General features: G+C 30.9%; 21 protein-coding genes. 15 read left to right on the top strand and 6 right to left on the bottom strand.

Annotated features, from left to right (window positions below):
- Positions 1-116: 116 nt before the first annotated feature.
- From rpmH to L8W56_RS02575, 11 genes are read left to right on the top strand one after another with little or no spacing between them, the layout of a single operon-like run.
- Positions 117-251, top strand: a complete 135-nt coding sequence (gene rpmH / locus L8W56_RS02625) for a 50S ribosomal protein L34 (protein WP_012661270.1) — start codon at positions 117-119, stop codon at positions 249-251.
- Entirely contained in the window at positions 248-574 is a 327-nt protein-coding gene (gene rnpA, locus L8W56_RS02620) for a ribonuclease P protein component (protein WP_082018444.1), read from the top strand. The genes rpmH and rnpA overlap by 4 nt, the downstream gene beginning before the upstream one ends.
- Positions 562-945 carry a membrane protein insertion efficiency factor YidD gene (gene yidD, locus L8W56_RS02615; RefSeq protein WP_039664776.1) on the top strand — a complete coding sequence of 128 codons (384 nt, stop codon included), beginning with the start codon at positions 562-564 and terminating at the stop codon, positions 943-945. Before rnpA ends, yidD begins: the two co-directional genes overlap by 13 nt.
- Positions 909-2,492, top strand: a complete 1,584-nt coding sequence (yidC, locus tag L8W56_RS02610) for a membrane protein insertase YidC (protein ID WP_263659339.1) — start codon at positions 909-911, stop codon at positions 2,490-2,492. The genes yidD and yidC overlap by 37 nt, the downstream gene beginning before the upstream one ends.
- Entirely contained in the window at positions 2,476-3,321 is an 846-nt protein-coding gene (locus L8W56_RS02605; RefSeq protein WP_133319314.1) for a Jag N-terminal domain-containing protein, read from the top strand. Before yidC ends, L8W56_RS02605 begins: the two co-directional genes overlap by 17 nt.
- Positions 3,318-4,646 carry a tRNA uridine-5-carboxymethylaminomethyl(34) synthesis GTPase MnmE gene (gene mnmE / locus L8W56_RS02600; RefSeq protein WP_263659338.1) on the top strand — a complete coding sequence of 443 codons (1,329 nt, stop codon included), beginning with the start codon at positions 3,318-3,320 and terminating at the stop codon, positions 4,644-4,646. The genes L8W56_RS02605 and mnmE overlap by 4 nt, the downstream gene beginning before the upstream one ends.
- Positions 4,647-4,659: 13 nt before the next feature.
- On the top strand, positions 4,660-6,837 hold the full coding sequence (purL, locus tag L8W56_RS02595; protein WP_263659337.1) for a phosphoribosylformylglycinamidine synthase subunit PurL: 2,178 nt from the start codon (positions 4,660-4,662) through the stop codon (positions 6,835-6,837).
- 2 nt (positions 6,838-6,839) lie between these two features.
- On the top strand, positions 6,840-7,607 hold the full coding sequence (locus tag L8W56_RS02590; RefSeq protein ID WP_133319317.1) for a DnaJ domain-containing protein: 768 nt from the start codon (positions 6,840-6,842) through the stop codon (positions 7,605-7,607).
- Positions 7,607-9,139 carry a bifunctional phosphoribosylaminoimidazolecarboxamide formyltransferase/IMP cyclohydrolase gene (gene purH, locus L8W56_RS02585; RefSeq protein WP_263659336.1) on the top strand — a complete coding sequence of 511 codons (1,533 nt, stop codon included), beginning with the start codon at positions 7,607-7,609 and terminating at the stop codon, positions 9,137-9,139. Before L8W56_RS02590 ends, purH begins: the two co-directional genes overlap by 1 nt.
- 15 nt (positions 9,140-9,154) lie before the next feature.
- Positions 9,155-10,747 (top strand): methyl-accepting chemotaxis protein, encoded by a 1,593-nt coding sequence (locus L8W56_RS02580; protein WP_263659335.1) that lies wholly within the window; start codon positions 9,155-9,157, stop codon positions 10,745-10,747.
- Positions 10,748-10,764: 17 nt separating this feature from the next.
- Entirely contained in the window at positions 10,765-11,178 is a 414-nt protein-coding gene (locus L8W56_RS02575; RefSeq protein ID WP_133319320.1) for an META domain-containing protein, read from the top strand.
- A 10-nt stretch (positions 11,179-11,188) separates the two neighbouring features.
- On the opposite strand, the gene pyrF is transcribed toward L8W56_RS02575, so the two are convergent.
- The 6 genes from pyrF to L8W56_RS02545 are packed head-to-tail and all read right to left on the bottom strand — an operon-like array spanning position 11,189 to position 15,857.
- A complete protein-coding gene (pyrF, locus tag L8W56_RS02570; RefSeq protein WP_263659334.1) occupies positions 11,189-11,872 on the bottom strand; it encodes an orotidine-5'-phosphate decarboxylase in 684 nt (227 codons plus the stop codon).
- Positions 11,869-12,267, bottom strand: a complete 399-nt coding sequence (nusB, locus tag L8W56_RS02565) for a transcription antitermination factor NusB (protein ID WP_263659333.1) — start codon at positions 12,265-12,267, stop codon at positions 11,869-11,871. Before nusB ends, pyrF begins: the two co-directional genes overlap by 4 nt.
- A 1-nt stretch (position 12,268) precedes the next feature.
- Positions 12,269-12,739: a 6,7-dimethyl-8-ribityllumazine synthase gene (gene ribE, locus L8W56_RS02560; RefSeq protein WP_012661257.1), complete on the bottom strand. Its 471-nt coding sequence runs from the start codon at positions 12,737-12,739 to the stop codon at positions 12,269-12,271.
- Between the two features lie 12 nt (positions 12,740-12,751).
- Entirely contained in the window at positions 12,752-13,555 is an 804-nt protein-coding gene (gene kdsA, locus L8W56_RS02555; protein ID WP_263659332.1) for a 3-deoxy-8-phosphooctulonate synthase, read from the bottom strand.
- Between the two features lie 18 nt (positions 13,556-13,573).
- The gene (locus L8W56_RS02550; RefSeq protein WP_263659331.1) at positions 13,574-14,935 is read right to left on the bottom strand and encodes a uracil-xanthine permease family protein; all 1,362 of its coding nucleotides are present in this window, start codon (positions 14,933-14,935) and stop codon (positions 13,574-13,576) included.
- Positions 14,925-15,857 (bottom strand): DMT family transporter, encoded by a 933-nt coding sequence (locus tag L8W56_RS02545; protein ID WP_263659330.1) that lies wholly within the window; start codon positions 15,855-15,857, stop codon positions 14,925-14,927. Before L8W56_RS02545 ends, L8W56_RS02550 begins: the two co-directional genes overlap by 11 nt.
- A gap of 99 nt (positions 15,858-15,956) precedes the next feature.
- Here L8W56_RS02545 and der point away from each other — a divergent pair, with 99 nt between their 5' ends.
- Genes der through serS form a run of 4 tightly spaced genes read left to right on the top strand, consistent with a single transcriptional unit; the run spans position 15,957 to position 20,026 of the window.
- Positions 15,957-17,342, top strand: a complete 1,386-nt coding sequence (gene der / locus L8W56_RS02540; RefSeq protein ID WP_263659329.1) for a ribosome biogenesis GTPase Der — start codon at positions 15,957-15,959, stop codon at positions 17,340-17,342.
- Positions 17,326-17,823 (top strand): shikimate kinase, encoded by a 498-nt coding sequence (locus L8W56_RS02535; RefSeq protein WP_263659328.1) that lies wholly within the window; start codon positions 17,326-17,328, stop codon positions 17,821-17,823. Before der ends, L8W56_RS02535 begins: the two co-directional genes overlap by 17 nt.
- Positions 17,820-18,779: a tryptophan--tRNA ligase gene (gene trpS / locus L8W56_RS02530; protein ID WP_263659327.1), complete on the top strand. Its 960-nt coding sequence runs from the start codon at positions 17,820-17,822 to the stop codon at positions 18,777-18,779. Before L8W56_RS02535 ends, trpS begins: the two co-directional genes overlap by 4 nt.
- Before the next feature lie 11 nt (positions 18,780-18,790).
- Positions 18,791-20,026, top strand: a complete 1,236-nt coding sequence (gene serS / locus L8W56_RS02525) for a serine--tRNA ligase (RefSeq protein ID WP_263659326.1) — start codon at positions 18,791-18,793, stop codon at positions 20,024-20,026.
- Positions 20,027-20,033 lie beyond the last annotated feature (7 nt).

Here is a 20,033-nt window from a genome sequence, read left to right as displayed (position 1 = left end):
AACAAAAATTTAGCAAAAACTTTTAAAATAACTCTTAATTAAAAGCAGATTTAAGTAAGATTTTGATAAAATACACGCTTATTATTTTGTTTTTTATTTTAAGTTAAGGAAAGAATATGAAAAGAACATATCAACCACACAAAACTCCTAAAAAAAGAACTCATGGCTTCCGCGTGCGTATGAAAAGCAAAAATGGTCGCAAGGTGATCAATGCTAGACGCGCTAAAGGTAGAAAAAGATTAGCGGTATAAAAGATTTTCTAAGTATTAACGACTTAGGAGAGTTTGCAACAATTTATAAAGAAGGTAAAAAGTGGCACTGTGAAGGTGTAATCATCTTTTATACTTTAAGTAAAGAAAAAAAATTTGCTGTTGTTGCTAGTAAAAAAGTTGGAAAAGCTGTCGTTAGAAATAGAGCCAAAAGGCTCTTAAGATCAGCTTTTTTTCAGGTTAAAAATCAAGTCGAAAACGGGAAATACATACTTGTAGCTAAGACAAGTATTACTGAAATTCCTTTTTTAAAATTAGAAAAAAACTTGAAATGGGGTTTGAAAAAAATAGGATGTATAAAATAGCTTGTTTAAAACTTATTAGATTTTACCAGCTCTTTATCAGCCCTTTTAAGCCACAATGCTGCAGGTATTATCCAAGTTGTTCTGAATATGCCTTATGGCAATTTAAAAAAAATAATATTTTTAAAGCATTTGGTGCAGTTTTTTTAAGAATTTTAAAATGCAATCCGTTTTTTAAAGGTGGTATTGATTATCCTAAAATACGCAAGAATACTCTAAACTCAGGTGTATGTTTTAAACCTAGTTTTAATGCTTTAAAACAACTCAATTATTTTTATATCCCTTGCAATGATAATCAATTTTTTTTAATTAAGATTATATTTCCAAAGGACAATCCGTGTCAGAAAATTTATCCCAGCAAAAACGCATATTAATTGCCGTTGTATTATCATTTTTATTTTTTGTAGTTTATGATTATTTTTTTATTCCAAAAGCACCACAAAATGAGCAAAATATCACTCATATAGAACAAAACAATTCAGCTCCACAAACTACAACCGCAAATACAAATACACAAGCTCCAAAGACAGAACTTAGTGTTAATCAAAAAGAAGAAATAGCAGTTGTTAAAAGTGAGCATTTTGAAGCACATATTGACTCTTTAGGTAGAATAGCTAAATTTTATCTAAGCGATGAAAAATATAAAGATGAAAATGGTAAAAGCATTAATCTAGTAGATACTTCTTTATCACCTTTGCCACTAGAAATAAGATTTAGTGATACAAAGATAAATCAAGAGGCATTCAATACAGTATATACAGCTAGTCAAAAAACTATCAATGTAAATGATGAAAATACAACATTAATTCTTACTCAAAATTTAAATGATCTAATAATAACTAAAAAAATCACTTTTCACAAATATGGAAATTATAATTTAGAAGTAAATCTAAGCAAAGATACAGCTTATTTTATCACTCCAGGTTATCGTCCAAATATAGCAGTTGATAGTTATACAGTACATGGAGTTTTAATCTTAGATAAAGATGATAAAATAACAATGTTAGAAGATGGTGATGTAGAAAATGATGAAAGTTTTTCTAATGTAACCCTTATGGCAGCTTCAGATCGCTATTATAGTGCTTTCTTTTATAATTTTGAAAAACCTTTAAATGCAGTAGTTACTAAAGATAATCACGAAAATTCTATCGTTTTTGCAAGTGCAACTAACAATTTTAAAGCAACCGGATATATAGGTTCAAAAGAGCATGAAATTTTAAGAAGCATTCATGCAGATTTAGATGATGTGGTAGAATATGGTTGGTTTACTTTTATAGCTAAACCTATGTTTGAATTTTTAAATTTCTTACATGGTTATTTGGGTAATTGGGGTTGGGCTATCGTAGTGATGACTTTAATTGTGCGTATTATTCTTTTCCCACTTACTTACAAATCAATGATTTCTATGAATAAACTCAAAGATTTAGCACCAAAAATGAAAGAAATTAGAGAACGCTACAAAGGTGATCCACAAAAAATGAATTTACATATGATGGAACTTTATAAAAAACATGGTGCAAACCCAATGAGCGGATGTTTACCTATACTCATTCAAATTCCAATTTTCTTTGCAATTTATAGAGTTTTACTAAATGCCATAGAACTTAAAGCTGCACCTTGGGCTTTTTGGATTACAGATTTATCTGTGATGGATCCATGGTTTATTTTACCTATATTTATGGGTCTAACTATGTTTATCCAGCAACTTATTACACCAATGGCTATACAAGATCCTATGCAAGAAAAGATTATGAAATTCTTACCATTAATTTTCACTTTCTTTTTCTTAACATTCCCAGCAGGTTTAACTTTGTATTGGTGTGTAAATAATATATGCTCACTTATTCAACAAGTAATTGTTAATAAGCTTTTCAAAAACCACAAAAAAGAGGAAATAGCTAAACATGAACATAGAAGCTAAAGACTTACAAACTGCACTCATAGAAGCCTCAAAACAACTTGAGTGCTCTGTGATTGACTTAGAATACGAAGTTATTCAACATGCTAAAGCAGGATTTTTTGGCCTTTTTAAAAAAAATGCGATAATCTGTATTAAAGGACATAAAAAAACTCAAAAAGTCCATAATGAAAAACCTAAAAAAAATCAAAATGAGAAATTTAACAAATATTCTCAAAAAAATTTTGAAAAAAATGAATATAAAAAAGAATATAAAGAAAATTTTCAAAAACCAATTGAAAATATTGCTCAACCTAAAGAACATTATAAAGTAAAAAATGATGCTATTTTTGATTCTTTCCATAAGGAGTCTTCAGAAGAAAAAAACATTGTTTCTTATATAGATGAGATAAAAATTTCACTAGAAAATTTACTAGCAACTTTTGATTTTGATATTAAAGTTGTGCAAGTTAGTGTTTGGGATGAAACCTGTGTTTTAATTAAACTTGATGGAGAAGATGCAGCCTTACTTATAGGCAAAGAAGCTCACAGATATAAAGCTTTTTCATATTTACTTTATAATTGGCTTAATGCTAAATATAAAATTCAACCAAGACTAGAAATAGCGCAATTTTTGGAAAACCAAACCCAAGCTATTGATAGTTATTTAAAAATTCTCATAGAAAAAGTAGAGAACACTGGAAGAGTTCAAACAAAACCACTAGATGGAATTTGGCTAAAACTTGCTTTAGAAAAATTAAGAGAACGCTTTCCTGATAAGTATGTAGCTATCAAACAAAATGACGATCAAAGATATATCGTTGTGAATGATTTTTTGAAGAAAAATGAATGAATGACACGATAACTGCTATTGCTACAGCTCACGGAGTGGGCTCTATAAGCATCATTAGAGTAAGTGGAAAAAAAGCTTTAGAACTTGCATTAAAAATTACCCACAAAAAAGAACTCACACCACGCTATGCGCACTTATGCAAACTTTATAAAAACAATAGTGACTTTTTAGACGAGGCCTTAGTAATTTATTTTAAAGCACCCTACTCTTTTACAGGAGAAGATATTGTGGAATTTCAACTTCATGGCGGTTTTTCTTTGAGTGAAATTTTACTCGATGAGCTTGTTTTAGCAGGCGCGCGCCTTGCCAATCCTGGAGAATTTAGCAAAAGAGCTTGCTTAAATGGCAAAATGGATCTTTTAAAAGCTTTAAGCATACAAGATGCTATCATGTCAAAATCAACAAGTGCTGCAAATATCATAGCAAAAAATATTAAAGGTGATTTAAGTAAATTTTTAAACACCATTCGAATAGACCTTGTTCAAACTCTTGCTTTTGTAGAAACTAGCATTGACTATGCAGATGATGATTTACCGCAAGATCTACTTGATCAAATCATTGCTATGTGTGAAAAAAATTCAAAACTTTTAAGCGATATAGTAGATATTTCCTTAAGTAAAAAAGGTCTTATAAATGGCTTTAAAGTTGCTATTATCGGCAAGCCAAATGCCGGAAAAAGTTCATTGTTAAATTCGCTTTTAGCATTTGATAGAGCTATTGTATCTAATATTGCAGGCACCACAAGAGATCGTATCGAGGAAAGTTTAAAAATAGGCTCACATTTAATTAAAATCATCGACACAGCAGGTATAAGAAACGCAGATGATGAGATAGAAAAAATCGGAGTCAACTTAAGTTATGAAAGCATTAAAGAAGCAGATATCATTATAGCTGTTTTTGACGGATCTAAAGAATTTGAAGAAGAAGATGAACGTATTTTACAAGCTTTAAAAGATTGTGATAAAAAAATTATTTATGTTTTAAATAAAAGCGATTTGGCTACCAAATTTAAACATGAAATTGGCACTTCTTGTATACACATTTGCGCCCAAAAAAACACTCAAGCCATTAAGGAAAGTTTAAATGAATACTTAAATACTTTAGATGGCGATGGAATGCTAATTAGCAATACCTTAATACTCAATGCTTGTAAAAATGCTAGTGAAGCTATTTTGCGTGCAAGAGATTTATTAAAGGAAAGTTCTTTAGAACTTTTTGCTTTTGAATTAAATTTAGCCATAGGAGAAATAGCTCAATTTACCAAAAATTTTGAAAGAGATGAAATTTTAGATGCAATGTTTAGTAATTTTTGTTTAGGAAAATAAAAAGGAGATAATTATGGATAAAGAAGTTATAAAACAACACAAAATTAGCGATGAGGAATATCAAGAAATTTTAAATATACTAGGTAGAGAACCTAATTTATTAGAACTTGGAGTGATTTCTGCAATGTGGAGTGAACATTGCTCATATAAATCAAGTAAAAAATACCTTAATGGCTTTCCAACTAAAGCTCCTTGGGTAATCCAAGGTCCTGGTGAAAATGCTGGAGTAATAGATATAGGCAAAGGAATGGCTGCTGTATTTAAAGTAGAAAGTCATAATCACCCAAGTTTTATAGAGCCATTTGCAGGTGCAGCTACTGGTGTGGGTGGAATTTTACGCGATGTTTTTACCATGGGTGCTAGAGTTGTTGCAGGTATGAATTCTTTAAAATTTGGTAATATCCACGATGAAAAAATAGGCAAACATCAAAAATATTTAGTTAAGGGTGTAGTAAGTGGAATTTCACACTATGGTAATTGTATGGGTGTTCCTACTATAGGTGGAGAATGCGCTTTTGATGAGTGCTTTAATGGAAATATCTTAGTTAATGCTTTTGCACTTGGAACTTGCAAAATCGAAGATATTTTTTATGCAAAGGCTGAAGGTATAGGAAATCCTGTAATTTATGTAGGCTCAAAAACTGGTCGTGATGGACTTGGTGGAGCTGTAATGGCAAGCGATAGTTTTAATGAATCTAGCAAAAGCTTAAGACCAACTGTTCAAATTGGTGATCCATTTGCTGAAAAATTATTAATGGAAGCTTGTTTGGAACTTTTCAAAACTGATTATATAGTTGGAATTCAAGATATGGGTGCAGCAGGACTTACTTCAAGCTCTTTTGAAATGGCAGGACGCAGTGGTAGCGGGATGAAACTTTACCTTGATAAAACTCCTATGAGAGAAGAAGGTATGACTCCTTATGAGTTAATGCTAAGTGAATCTCAAGAAAGAATGCTAATTTGTGCTAAAAAAGGCTATGAAGAAAAAGTTATTGAGATTTTTAATAAGTGGGGGCTTGATGCAGCCATTATAGGCGAAGTTACAGATACTGGCAAAATGGAATTATTTTGGCATGATGAATTAGTTGGTCTAATCCCTATTGAACCACTAAGCGAAAAAGCACCTATACTTGATAGACCTGTGGCTAAGCCAAAATACTTAGATGAAATAAAAAACTATCAATTTAAACTTAGCATTCCCACTCAAGAAGCCTTTGAAAAACTTCTTGCAAATGAAAATATCAGTAATAAAGCTTATATTTATGAGCAGTTTGACTCAAGCGTACAAACTAACACTTTAAAAAGCGATGGGGCTTTAGGTGCAAATAGTATTAGAATTAAAGAAAATAATTGCTTGCTTTCTATGGCCATTGAGTGCAACTCAAGATTAAACTATGTAAATCCAAAAATCGGTGCAGCAGCAGCCGTTGTAAGTGCAGGAAGAAAAATAGCATGCTCGGGAGCTAGACCTTTGGCAATTAGTGATTGTTTAAACTATGGCAACCCACAAAACCCTGAAGTAATGTGGCAATTTGCTCAAGGCTGCGAAGGTATTAAACTAGCTTGTAAAGAACTCAATACCCCTGTGGTAAGCGGAAATGTTTCTTTATATAATGAAACCGATGGAGTAAGTATTTTTCCAAGTCCAACCATAGCTTGCGTTGGTATTCACGAAAAAGCAGAAAATGTTTTAAAATCATACTTTAGTAAAGAAACGCAAGCTATTTATTTAATAGGAAAAAGCAAAGGTAGTTTTGGTGGATCTTTGATTGCTAAAGTACTAGATCAAAAAGTCGCAGGAGAGCTTGAAGATATAGATTTTAAAGCAGAATTAAAACTATGGGATTTCTTACTAAAAGCAAACGAAGCAAAGTTACTTGATTGTGCTAATAGCATAGGCATAGGTGGTCTTGCTATGACTTTAGCCAAAATGAGCGCAAAGGCGAATTTGGGTGTAAATGTAAAAACAAATTTTAAAAACAGAAGTTTTATTTTTGAAGAAAGTCCAACTAGAGTTGTAATTGGTGTTAAAAATGAAGAAAATTTTATTGAATTTGCAAACAAAATGAAAATTAATTTTGCAAAACTTGGAATTTTAAATGAAAAAGATTTCGTTTTAGATGATATTAAGATATCTTTAGTAAAACTACAAAAAAATTATTTTGATAAATTTAAAGAATATTTAGGATAGAAATGCTTTTTGTTTTATTAGTATTAGCAATTCTTGCATTTTATTGGTATTATAAAACTTGGGGTAAAGATGATCTTTTAGGCTCTTTCAAAAAAGGAGCTAAAAGCTTCTCTCAAGGCTTTAAACAAGGCTATCATGAAGAAAGGATTGATGGCTTTAAAAGGAGATTAAACTATTATGTTATAGCGCTTTTAGCAAAAATAGCAAAAAGTGATGGTAGAGTTAGCGAGAATGAAGCAAACATGATCTCACAAATTCTTGATTATAATGCTAAAGATAAAAAAGAAAGAGATTTTTTAAAACAATGTTTTAATGAACATAAAAACACTTTAAATGATACTTTTGATATAGCCAAAGAGTTTATCAAAGAAGTGCCTTTACCACAACAAGAAAGAATTAATATTTTAAATGTCTTAGTAGCAATGGCTTTGATTGATGGAGAACTTAACAATACCAAAAAAGATGTCTTAAGAGCTATCATTAGAGCTTTTGAACTTGATGTAAATATACTTGAAAAACTTTTAAACTCTATGCAAACACAAAATACAGGTATGAATTTACAAAAGGCTTGTGAAATTTTAGGCTTAAATGAAAATGCAAACTTACAAGAGCTTAAAAAACGCTATAGAGAACTTGCCAAAAAATACCACCCTGATATTTTAAACGCAAACAATAGTGATGAAGAAAAAATCAAAGAAGGTGTTAAAAAATTTCAAGAAATTAATGAATCATATGAATTTTTAAAACAATATATAGAAAGGAAAAATTAATGAAAGCACTAATTAGTGTGAGTGATAAAGAAGGTGTTGTAGAATTTGCTAGCGAACTTACTAAATTAGGTTATGAGCTTTTATCCACCGGAGGTACTTATAAGCTTTTAAAAGAAAATAATTTACAAGTACAAGAAGTTAGTGAATTTACTCAAAGCCCTGAAATGTTTGAAGGGCGTGTTAAAACATTGCACCCAAAAATTCATGGTGGAATTTTATACAAAAGAGAAAATGAAGATCATCAAAAACAAGCCAAAGATTACAACATCGAAAGTATAGACTTGCTTTGTGTGAATTTATATCCTTTCAAAAAAACTACAATTTTAACCCAAGATTTTGATGAGATTGTAGAAAATATCGACATTGGTGGTCCTGCTATGATACGCAGTGGTGCAAAAAACTTTAAAAATGTCATTGTCGTTTGTGATATTTTAGACTATGATAAAATCATACAAGCTTTAAAAGATAATACCTTAGATCTTGATTTTAGAAGAGCATTGATGATCAAAGCTTATGAGCATACAGCAAATTATGATGCTTACATAGCAAATTATATGAATGAGCGTTTTAATGGTGGCTTTGGTGCAAGTAAATTTATCGTAGGTCAAAAAGTGTTTGACACAAGATATGGAGAAAACCCTCATCAAAAAGGTGCTTTATATGAATTTGATGACTTTTTCACACACAATTTTACAACCTTAAAAGGTGAAGCAAGTTTTAACAATCTAACCGATATTAACGCGGCTTTAAATTTAGCAAGTGCTTTTGATAAAGCTCCGGCAGTAGCCATAGTCAAACATGCAAATGCTTGCGGATTTGCCATAAAAGAAAACTTACTCCAAAGCTATATCCATGCTCTTAAATGCGATACCTTGAGTGCTTATGGAGGAGTTGTTGCTATCAATGGAACCTTAGACAAAGAATTAGCGCAAAAAATCAATGAAATTTATATAGAAGTAATCATTGCAGCAAATGTAGACGATGATGCTTTGGAAGTTTTTAAAGATAAAAAGCGTATTAAAATCTTTACACAAAAAGCGCCATTTTTAACTAGAGCTTATGATAAATATGATTTTAAACACATAGATGGTGGTTTTGCATATCAAGATAGTGATGAAGTTAAAGAAGATGAATTAAAAAATGCGATTTTAAAAAGCGAAAGAAAAGCTAATGAACAAGAATTAAAAGATCTTGAAATAGCTATGAAAATTGCTGCATTTACTAAATCAAACAATGTAGTTTATGTAAAAAATGGAGCTATGGTAGCCATTGGTATGGGTATGACAAGTCGTATCGATGCAGCTAAAGCAGCTATTAATAAAGCCAAGGAAATGGGGCTTGATCTAAATGGTTGTGTTTTAGCAAGTGAAGCTTTCTTTCCATTTAGAGATAGTATAGATGAAGCTAGCAAAATAGGAGTAAAAGCCATCATTGAGCCAGGTGGAAGCATAAGAGATGAGGATATTATTCAAGCTGCTAATGAGTATGGTATCGCATTATACTTTAGCGGCATAAGACACTTTTTACACTAATAAAAGGAGTTTTAAATGTTTAAAAGCATAGGTGCAAAAATATCTTTAGCAATGATTTCTACATTGCTAATTAGTTTTATTATCATGCAGATTATCTTACAAAAAGATTCTCAACAAACTACAGATAGAATCAGCCGTGCACATTTAGATACTTTAAGCACTTCTGTTTTTCAAACATTAAGAATGGCAATGAATTTAGGCGATCCTGCTATTATAGAACAAGCTATAAAAGATGCTGGTGAAATAGAAGGTATAAAAGATATTAAAATTTATCCTTCAAAAAGCACAGTTGAGCTCTTTGAAATACAACATTTTACAAAAAGTGATGAGAGTATTATCAACGAGCAATTTAACAAGCCAGAAATTAAAGCCGTTGAAATCAATAACGAACAAGGACATTATCTAAGACTTATACGCCCACTTATCGCCAATAAAGGTTGTCTTGCTTGTCATGCTAATGCTAAAGAAGGTGATGTTTTGGGTGTTATGGATATGTACAATGATTTAAAACATGTAGATGATGATTTGGCAAGTTCAGCTAGAACCTATATTATAATCTTTAGTGTTGCTTTACTTTTTACCGTTTTTGCTGTACTTTATATTTTAAAAATAGTTGTAGGTAATCCTGTTTTAGATCTTTTAAAACATGCCAAAGAACTAGCTAGCGGCGATGGAGATTTACGCGCAAGAATTAATATAAAAAGCACCGATGAAATAGGTAAAGCTTGCACCTACATCAACCAATTTATTGAAAAAATTCAAAATACAGTGATTTCTACTAATGAAAATTCTCAAATGGTAGATAAACAATCTAAACTTTTAAATGCTAATGCACTTGATCTAGCAAATAGAACTAAAGAAGGTCATACAAAAACTGATGAATCTTATCATTTAAGTGAGCAAATTCATACAGAATTACAAGATCTTGCTGAACTTTCAAATAACGCAAATAAAGCCAATACAAAATCTTTTGAAGTTTTAAACACTATGCTTGACTCATTAAATCAAGTAGTAGATAAGGTAAAAGTTGTAGCTGAAAATGAAGATATATTGTCTCAAAAAGTAGAAGTTATGGAAAAACAAGCAGAAGAGATTAAAAAAGCTTCTGACATGATGGGAGAAATTGCTGATAAAACCAATCTATTATCTTTAAATGCAGGTATTGAAGCTGCGCGTGCTGGAGAATTTGGTCGTGGCTTTTCAGTTATTGCTGAAGATGTAAGAAATCTTGCTCAAAATTCAGAAGAATTTTTAAAAAATATTGCCATCGTAACCAAACAATTGGTAGATAGTATCAATGAAGTTTCTAAAGAGTTAAAACACAATGCTAACGAAATTAACTCTTTAAATCAAGATGCAAAAGAACTTGTAGAAGGAACCAATGAAGTAAAAGTTTGCAATGAAAATGCAAGAGATTTAGCAAATGCTTGCATGCAAAAAATTTCAAGCACACAAGAAACTTTGCAATCTTTGCTTGATAAAATGCAAGAAACGGTAAAATTAAGTGATAAAAATGAAGAAATTTCAAAAATTTTATTAGATGTTGCTCATGAGTTAAATATAGTTTGTCAAAATTTAGAGGATGAATTAAAACATTTTCATGTATAAATCAAAGGAGTATAAAAATGAAAAAAATAATCACATTAAGTATAGCGAGCTTAGCTATTTTTAGTGGGTGTTCTGTGGCAAATTTAAGTGTTGATGATTTACAAAATAAAGAATTTACTATAAGTTCTTATGAAGCTAATGGAAAAAATCATGAACTTCCTCAAAATACTAAAGCAAGCATTAGTTTTGATAATAAAGATAAAAGAGTTTTTGGTGTATCAGGATGTAATAGATTTTTTGGAAACTATAAAGATCAAGGAAGTAGTATCAAAATAGAAGATAATCTTGCTTCGACAAAAATGCTTTGCGATCAAGAATCTATGAAATTTGAAAACGACTTCTTAAGATATTTTAATGGAGAATTTCAAATTATTAGTGATGATGATGGAATTATTTTAGAAAATAAGAAAATGAAAATTTATTTAAAATAAGCCTCTAGGCTTATTTTAAATGCTCTAATATATTCTCACAAACCATTCTAGGTTCTTTTGCCTTATAAATAGGTCTTCCAACCACGATAAAATCTGACAGATTATCCTTAGCACACTGTATATCAGCTACTCTTTTTTGATCATCTAAATTTTCTTCAAAAGGACGAATTCCAGGAGTTAGTGTAATAAAATTTGTATTTGTATTTTCTTTAATCAATAAGCTCTCATATACCGAACAAACCATACCATCAAGACCGCTTTCATAGCTAATTTTAGAAAATTCCTTAACAGCTTGTTTGATATCTTGTTTGTATATACTAAAAAATTCTTGCTCATCAAAACTAGTTAAAGCAGATACAGCAAGCACCAAAGGTCTTTTGCTCAAAACACTTAAACGCTCCATAATCATGCACATAGCACTTTTACCTGCACTTGCGTGGATATTAAACATATCCACATCAAGCTTAGCAAGCTCTTCACAAGCATCTGCCATGGTATTTGGTATATCATAAAGCTTTAAATCTAAAAAGATTTTAAAATCATCCACTTTTTTAATCGCCTCTAAAAGCTTTACTCCATCTCTTAAATATGATCTAAGTCCTATTTTAACCCAAAGATCTAAACCTTTTAATTCTTTAGCCAAACTAATACACTCATCATAACTTGACACATCAAAAGCCACACAAAGTTTCATTGCTTTTCCTTGTTGATTTTATCCAACACCCCGTTGATAAATTTAGGAGCATTATCTCCTGCCATTTCTTTTGCAAGCTCTATAGCCTCGTTAATGATAATCGCTTTTTGTGTAGAAGTAAATAAAATCTCATAAGCACCTAAACGCAAAATGGCCTTTTCTATACTAGCTACTCCATCTAATTTGTGCTCTTTTAAACACTCATTGATTTTCTCATCAAGCAAAGTAAGTTGCTCATTGATACCATTATATAAATCTAGAGTGAATTTTCTTTGGTCATTGCGAATTTTTTTCTCATCTAAAAATTCATTGATAAAATCTTTATTTTCTTGATTTAACTGTGCTGCATAAAGCAAAGAAACTATACTTTGTCTTACTTGGTGTCTAGTAGCCATTTTAAGCCTTAATTTTTTGGATTAAATTAAGCATTTCAACCACAGTAAGCATAGCTTCAAAGCCCTTATTACCTGCTTTACTACCTGCTCTTTCTATGGCTTGCTCTAAGGTATCAGTTGTTAAAACTCCAAAACTCACAGGCACATTAGCTCCAAGCCCTACACTTGCTATACCTTTAGTAGTTTCAGCTGCTACATAATCAAAATGTGGTGTACTTCCACGAATTACTGCTCCAACACAACAAATTCCATCAAATTTTTTACTCTCACAAGCTTGTTTTAATGCAAAAGGAATTTCAAAAGCACCTGGCACTAAGATAAGACTTAAGTTTTCTTCCTTGCCTCCATGTCTTAAAAAAGCATCTTTAGCACCTTCAACTAAACGATCTGTGATGATATGATTAAATCTTGCATTGATAATCGCAATTTTCTCATCACCTTTTAAACTTAAATTTCCCTCTATTATCTTCATAATTTTCCTTTTTTAAATGATTTCTTGAATTTTTAAAAGCGTATTTACGCAGTTTTTAAGTCTTGAAAGATCAAGCATATTTGGTCCATCGCATAAAGCTTTGCAAGGATCAATGTGCGTTTCAAAGAAAAATCCATCTACGCCTACACTAGCAGCAGCTCTTGCTAATGGCTCTACAAATTCACTTTTGCCTCCACTACTTCCACCATTTGCTCCTGGCATTTGCACACTATGAGTAGCATCAAAAATAACTGGAGCATATTTTCTCATGACAACCAAACTTCTCATATCTACGACCAAATTTCCATAGCCAAAACTCGAACCTCTCTCAGCTACAAAAACTCCATTTTCTTTGGCTATTTCAAAACCTTCTTCATTAATGCCTCTAGTTTGTAAAATTTTAGCTACACTGTATTTAATATCCTCAGGATTTAAAAATTGCCCTTTTTTTACATTTACCTTGGCTTTTGTTTTAGCAGCAGCCACTAATAAATCAGTTTGCCTGCATAAAAAGGCTGGAATTTGTAAAACATCTACAACCTCAGCCGCAACACTCGCTTGAGAACTCTCATGAATATCAGTAAGAATTTGCATGCCAAATTTATCTTTCACTTTTTGCAAAATTTCCAAGCCTTTTTCAAGACCTGGTCCTCTAAAACTATTAATACTAGTTCTATTTGCTTTATCAAAACTTGATTTAAAATAAAAATCAATTCTATCATCTTTTAAAAAGCATTCAAGCTCTTGTGCAACTTTAAAAACAAGTTCTTCATTTTCTATTACACAAGGACCTGCTATTAGTATCATTTTTTTCATTATTTTTCCTTATTTTTATTATTTTACTTTATTTTTTTCATTTTCTTCAAGCGGAAAAACGCAATTTAAAATAATAGCCGTAATCCCACCTGCTGCAATCCCTGAAGAAAATAAAGTTTTAAACCACATTGGCATAAATTCTAAAATATCAGGATTATTAGAAACTCCAAGCCCTATACCCAAACTCATAGCTATGATGATAATAGAACGACGATTTAGATTTTCCTTAGAAATAATCCTAACTCCCGTTGCAGCTATAGTACCAAACATTACTAAAGTTGCTCCACCTAAAATAGGCTCTGGAATTTGTAAAGTAATATCAGCCACAATAGGAAATAAACCCAAAATCATCAACATAAAAGCTACAATAAATCCAACATATCGACTTGCAACACCTGTTAAAGCTATAACGCCATTATTTTGCCCAAAACATGAATTTGGAAAAGTATTAAAAAAGGCTGAAACAAAGGAATTAAAACCATTAGCCAAAACCCCGCCTTTTAATCTTTTTGCATAAAGTTCGCCTTTAACTGGCTGATTTGAAACTTCACTAGTAGCACTAATATCGCCGATAGTTTCTAAAGAAGTTACCATAAAAACTAAAATCAAAGGTAAAATAAGATTATAATCAATACTCAAACCATAATGTAAAGGATCGGGTAAAAACACTAAAGGTAAATTTTCATTAAAATTAAAACTAAAATTTTCAAAAGTCATAGCTACTAAAAGCCCTATTATCATAGCTATAAATAAAGAAGAAATTCTTATATAGGCATTATTAAAACGATTTAAAACAATAATACTTAAAATCACAACTCCAGCTAATAATAAATTTTGCAAAGAACCAAATTCACCACTTACCTTAGCCGCAAATCCACCTCCTGCACTCACAAGGCCAACATTAATCAAACTAAGACCTATAATCATCACAACTATACCTGAAACCAAAGGCGAAATCACTCTTCTAATAAAAGGTAAAATTTGTGAAATAATCATTTCAGTAGTAGAACAAAGCATTAAAGTGCCAAAAATGGCTCCAAGCATTGCTTCTTGCGATAAACCATTATTTTTTAAAACAAGCCCACCTAAAATAATAGGTGCAACAAAGTTAAAACTAGTCCCCTGAATAGATAAAAGTCCACTCCCTATAGGACCCCAAGTTTTAATCTGTAAAAGCGAAGCAACACCTGAAGCAAAAAGCGACATACAAATAATTCTAGCCGTATTAGTATCATCTATCCCAAGACCTTTGCAAATTAACAAAGCAGGTGTAATCACAGCCACAAACATAGCCATTAAATGCACTAATGCAGCAAAAAATGCCTTAGCAAAAGGTGGTCTATCTTCTAAACCATAAATTAAATCTGTTTTATTTTCCATTTTTCTTTCCTTTTGTTTGCTTACTAACCAAAATAATTCCTCCTAAAATAATGCTAAAAATTCCTATAAAAACCATTAAGCTAGGAAATTCATCTCCTAATAATATGCCCAAAAATAAAGTAAAAACTACATCTATATAGCTAACTCCCGCAACAACTCCTGCCTTTTTTGCTACTCCATAAGCTTTAGTAACATGAATTTGATACATTGCTCCAAAAATTCCCATCAAAACAATAAAAATCCAAGCTTTAAGACTAGGCATAACAAAAGGAGCAATTAAAAAATCAAGCTCTTTTATTTCATAAAAAGAACCTACAATCATAGACATTAAAGGCATCAAAGTACCAATTAAAACAAAAGATAAAGCTATAAATGGCGCTGGGTATGATTTTCTAAGCTCTCTTACGCTAGTTAGCGCCAAGGCTGCACAAAAACCGCTTAAAATTCCTAAAATACTATTTTTGAAATCAAAACCTGAATGCGTAGTGCTATCTGCAAAAGGCTGACAGATTAATAATACTCCTATAAAAGCAATCAAAATCCCAAAACAAGCTTTTAATCCCAAACTTTCTTTAAAAAACAAAAAAGCAATCAAAGCTATAAAAATAGGCGCTGTTTTTTGAAAAGCAAAAGCTCCACCTAATGAAATATTAGAAACATTATAAAAGAAAAGATATAAAGCGATCGTTCCTATAATACCTCTAAAAATAAGCAGTCCAAGATGTCTGCCACTTTTATGAAAATTTAATTTTGAAAGCGCATAAAGCATAAAAGCTGTGCCTATAATATTTCTAAAAAACATAATTTCAATCGATGATAATTCTTCACTAAGAATTTTTGCACAAGCACCTACAAATGCAAATTCTATAGAAGCAATAATCATAAAATATATACCTAAATTCTTTTTAACTATTCTTAACATATAAATTCCATATAAAATTCCTGTTATTTTAGTCTTTTTTGCTTAATTTTAAGGCAATTTTTATATAATCACAAATAAAAATTTAAAAAATGAGTATTAATGCAAAGTATTATTTTAATAGGAAAACCAAATGTTGGCAAATCAAGTCTTTTTAATAGACTTGCAAGAAAGCGCATTGCAATAACTAGTGACATAAGTGGAACTACAAGAGATACTAATAAAATAGAAGTAGAAATTGATGACAAAAAAGCTTTGTTGATAGATAGCGGCGGGCTTGATGAGAGTAATGAGCTTTTTAAAAATGTCAAAGCAAATTCGCTTAAAACTGCTAAAAATAGTGATATTATCTTTTATATGGTGGATGGAAAATTTTTACCTGATGATGAAGATAAAGCTTTTTTTTATGAAATGAAAAAACTCAACAAACCCATAGCTTTAGTAATCAATAAAGTCGATAACAAAAAAGATGAGGAAAGATCTTGGGAATTTTCTAATTTTGGAGTAAAAGAAGTTTTTAATATCTCTGTAACACATAATATAGGCATTGATGAGCTTTGTATGTGGGCTAGTAAGTTTTTAGATGAAAGTTATTTAAATACAGATGAAGAAGAAGACTTTGAAAGTTATTTAGAAAATTTTGATGAAAATAGCGGAGATTTTAAGCTAAAAACTATTAATGAAAATCATATTAAAGTAGGAATTATCGGCAGGGTTAATGTAGGAAAATCAAGTCTTTTAAATGCTTTAGTAAAAGAAGAACGTAGCGTGGTAAGCGATATAGCAGGCACTACAATTGATCCTGTTAATGAAAGCATTATGCATAAAGATAAAATCATCGAATTTGTAGATACTGCGGGTATTAGAAAACGCGGGAAAATACAGGGCTTAGAGCGTTATGCACTTAATAGAACTGAATATGCCCTAGCCAATGCTCAAATTGCACTTTTAGTACTTGACGCAGCTGAAGGCTTTAACGAACTTGATGAGCGTATTGCAGGACTTGCTGCTAAACATTGTTTAGGTGTGATTATTGTACTTAATAAATGGGATAAAAGCGAGCTTGATTTTGATAAAACTTTAAAAGAATTAAAACTAGATCGTTTTAAATTCCTAGCTTATGCGCCCGTTGTAAGCGTATCAGCTTTAAGTGGAAAAAGAATACATGTGCTTTTGGATAAAATTTTAGAAGTTTTTGCAAATTTCACCCAAAAAATTCCAACAGCAAAATTAAATGCTTTGGTAGAAGAAGCCACAAGAGCCCACCCGCTACCACATGATTATGGTAAATTAGTGAAAATTTATTATGCGGTTCAATACGACTTAGCACCTCCAAAAATAGCTCTAATTATGAATAGACCAAAAGCTTTACATTTTAGTTATAAACGATATTTACAAAATCAAATTAGAAAACAATTTAACTTTGAAGGTGTACCTTTAATTTTAGCTTCAAGAAAAAAAGGTAGCAAAGATGAGCAAGAAAACTAACCTCCTTTTTGTAGGATTTATGGGCTGTGGTAAAACAACTATAGCAAGGACTTATGCAAAAAAATATGATAAATTCTTTTTAGATACAGATGTTTTAATCAAAGAAAAATTTAATCTTGAAATTAGTGAATTTTTTAAAACATATGGAGAAAAAAAATTTCGCAAAGAAGAAAAAAAACTTGTTTCGTTTTTAACTTATGTGCAAAATTGTTCTATTGCAAGCGGTGGTGGCTTCATAGAACAAAAAAAATTAAAAAATATTGGCACTATCGTTTACTTAAAAGCAAGTTTTGATTATCTCTTACAAAGACTAAATAAAGAAGAATTGGCCGCAAGACCCTTATTTTCAAACACAAACAATGCTAAAATACTATTTGATCAAAGAATTAAAAAATATGAAAAAAAAGCAAATATCATTATAAATATTGAAAACAAAAATATCCAAGAAATAATTAAAGAAATCAAAAAAGAGGTAAAATGAGAATTATTACAGGATTACAGCCAAGTGGGGATTTACATATAGGAAATTATTTTGGCTCTATAAAACAAATGCTAAATATGCAAGAAGAAAATCAAATGTATATGTTTATAGCAAACTATCATGCTATGACTTCAAATTTTAATGGAGAAAAACTTAAACAAAATTCACTCAAAGCTGCGGCAGCTTTTTTAAGTTTAGGAATTGATCCACAAAAAAGCGTATTTTGGTTACAAAGTGATGTAAAAGAAGTGATGGAGCTTTATTGGATTCTTTCTCAATTTACCCCAATGGGACTTTTAGAAAGAGCACATAGCTATAAAGATAAAATTACCAAAGGTTTAAATGCCAACCATGGGCTTTTTTCTTACCCTGTTTTAATGGCTGCAGATATTTTACTTTTTAATGCTCAAGTAGTTCCTGTAGGTAAAGATCAAATTCAACATGTTGAAATAGCAAGAGATATAGCTTTAAAAGTAAATAATGAATGGGGTGAAATTTTTACCCTACCTCAAGCTAAAATTAATGATGAAGTTGCAGTAGTACCTGGTACTGATGGAGCTAAAATGAGCAAGTCTTATCAAAACACAATCGATATTTTTAATACACCAAAAGCTATTAAAAAACAAATTTCTTCCATTATCACAGATAGTACAGCTTTAGAAGATCCAAAAGATTGGCAAAATTGTAATGTATTTAAAATCGCAAAATTGTTTTTAGACAAAACAAAACAAGAAACTTTAAAAAGTCGTTATGAAAAAGGTGGCGAAGGTTATGGGCATTTTAAAATGTATTTAAATGAAATCATTAGTGAGTATTTTGCCTCGGCTAAAGAAGAATATGAAAAATTACTAGCTAATCCTTCTAAAATCGATGAGATTTTAGAATTTGGAGCAAGCAAAGCAAAAAAACAAGCCCGAGAAACAATGGAAAAAATTTATGCTAAAATAGGACTATAAAAGGAGTTAGAATGTTAGATTTAAAACTTTTGCAAAATAATTTTGATGAAATTGCGCAAAAACTAAAAGCTAAAAAAGTAGATGAAAATTTACTCAAAGAACTTAGCGACTTATTTATAAATTTAAAAAAAGAAAAAGCACTTTTGGAAGAATTTCAAGCTTTTCAAAATAAATTTAGTAAAGAGCTTGCAACAGCACAAGATAAAGAAAGCTTAAAAGCACAACTAAGCCAAAATAAAGAAAAAATCAATACTCAGTCAAAAATCGTTAGCACGCTAGAAGAAAAACTAGAACAAATTGCCCTAGCAATACCAAATACCCCTGATGATTGCGTACCTTTTGGAGAAGATGAAGATGAAAATGTAGAATTAAAAAAAGTTCTAACACCTCCTAGTTTTGATTTTGAAATCAAAGAACATCATGATTTAGGAGAAAAATTAAACTGGCTTGATTTTACAAGAGGGGTTAAAATCTCACAAAGTCGTTTCTGTGTGCTTAAAAATGAAGGAGCTTTACTAAGTAGAGCCTTGGTAAATTATATGATTGATTTTAATAGAAGTAGAGGTTTTGAGCTAGTCAATGTACCATTTTTAGTAAATAGCGCGACCATGTATGGCACAGGACAGCTTCCTAAATTTAAAGATGATATGTATAAGGTAGAAAATGATGATTTATATCTCATCTCAACTTCTGAAATTCCTGTAACTAATCTTTATTCTAATGAAATTTTAACTCAAGAAGAACTACCCTTAAAAATGACCTGCTATAGTGCTTGTTTTAGACAAGAAGCAGGGAGCGCGGGTAGAGATACAAGAGGTATTATAAGGCAACATCAATTTGAAAAAGTAGAGCTTGTTAGTATATGTAAGCCTGATCAAAGTGAATTGATGTTTGAAGAAATGTTAAATTGCGCCAGTGATTTACTAAGCTCTTTGGGCCTAGCACATAGGCATTTAATGCTTTGCACGGGAGATTTGGGCTTTTCTGCTGCGAAAACAGTAGACTTAGAAGTATGGCTTCCATCGCAAAACAAATACCGTGAAATTAGCTCTGTGTCAAATTGTAAAGATTTTCAAGCAAGACGTGCAAAGATCCGTTTTAAAAACGATAAGGGCAAAAATGAATTAGTTCACACACTTAATGGTTCTTCGCTAGCTGTTGGTAGAACCTTAGTAGCTATTATGGAAAATTATCAAGAAAAAGATGGAAATATAAGAATTCCTGATGTATTAAGAAAATACTTTTAAGAGAAAA

It is taken from the genome of Campylobacter sp. IFREMER_LSEM_CL1085, from assembly GCF_025772235.1.
GTDB lineage: Bacteria > Campylobacterota > Campylobacteria > Campylobacterales > Campylobacteraceae > Campylobacter_D > Campylobacter_D lari_D.
This window is presented reverse-complemented; position numbering and strand designations above follow the sequence as displayed.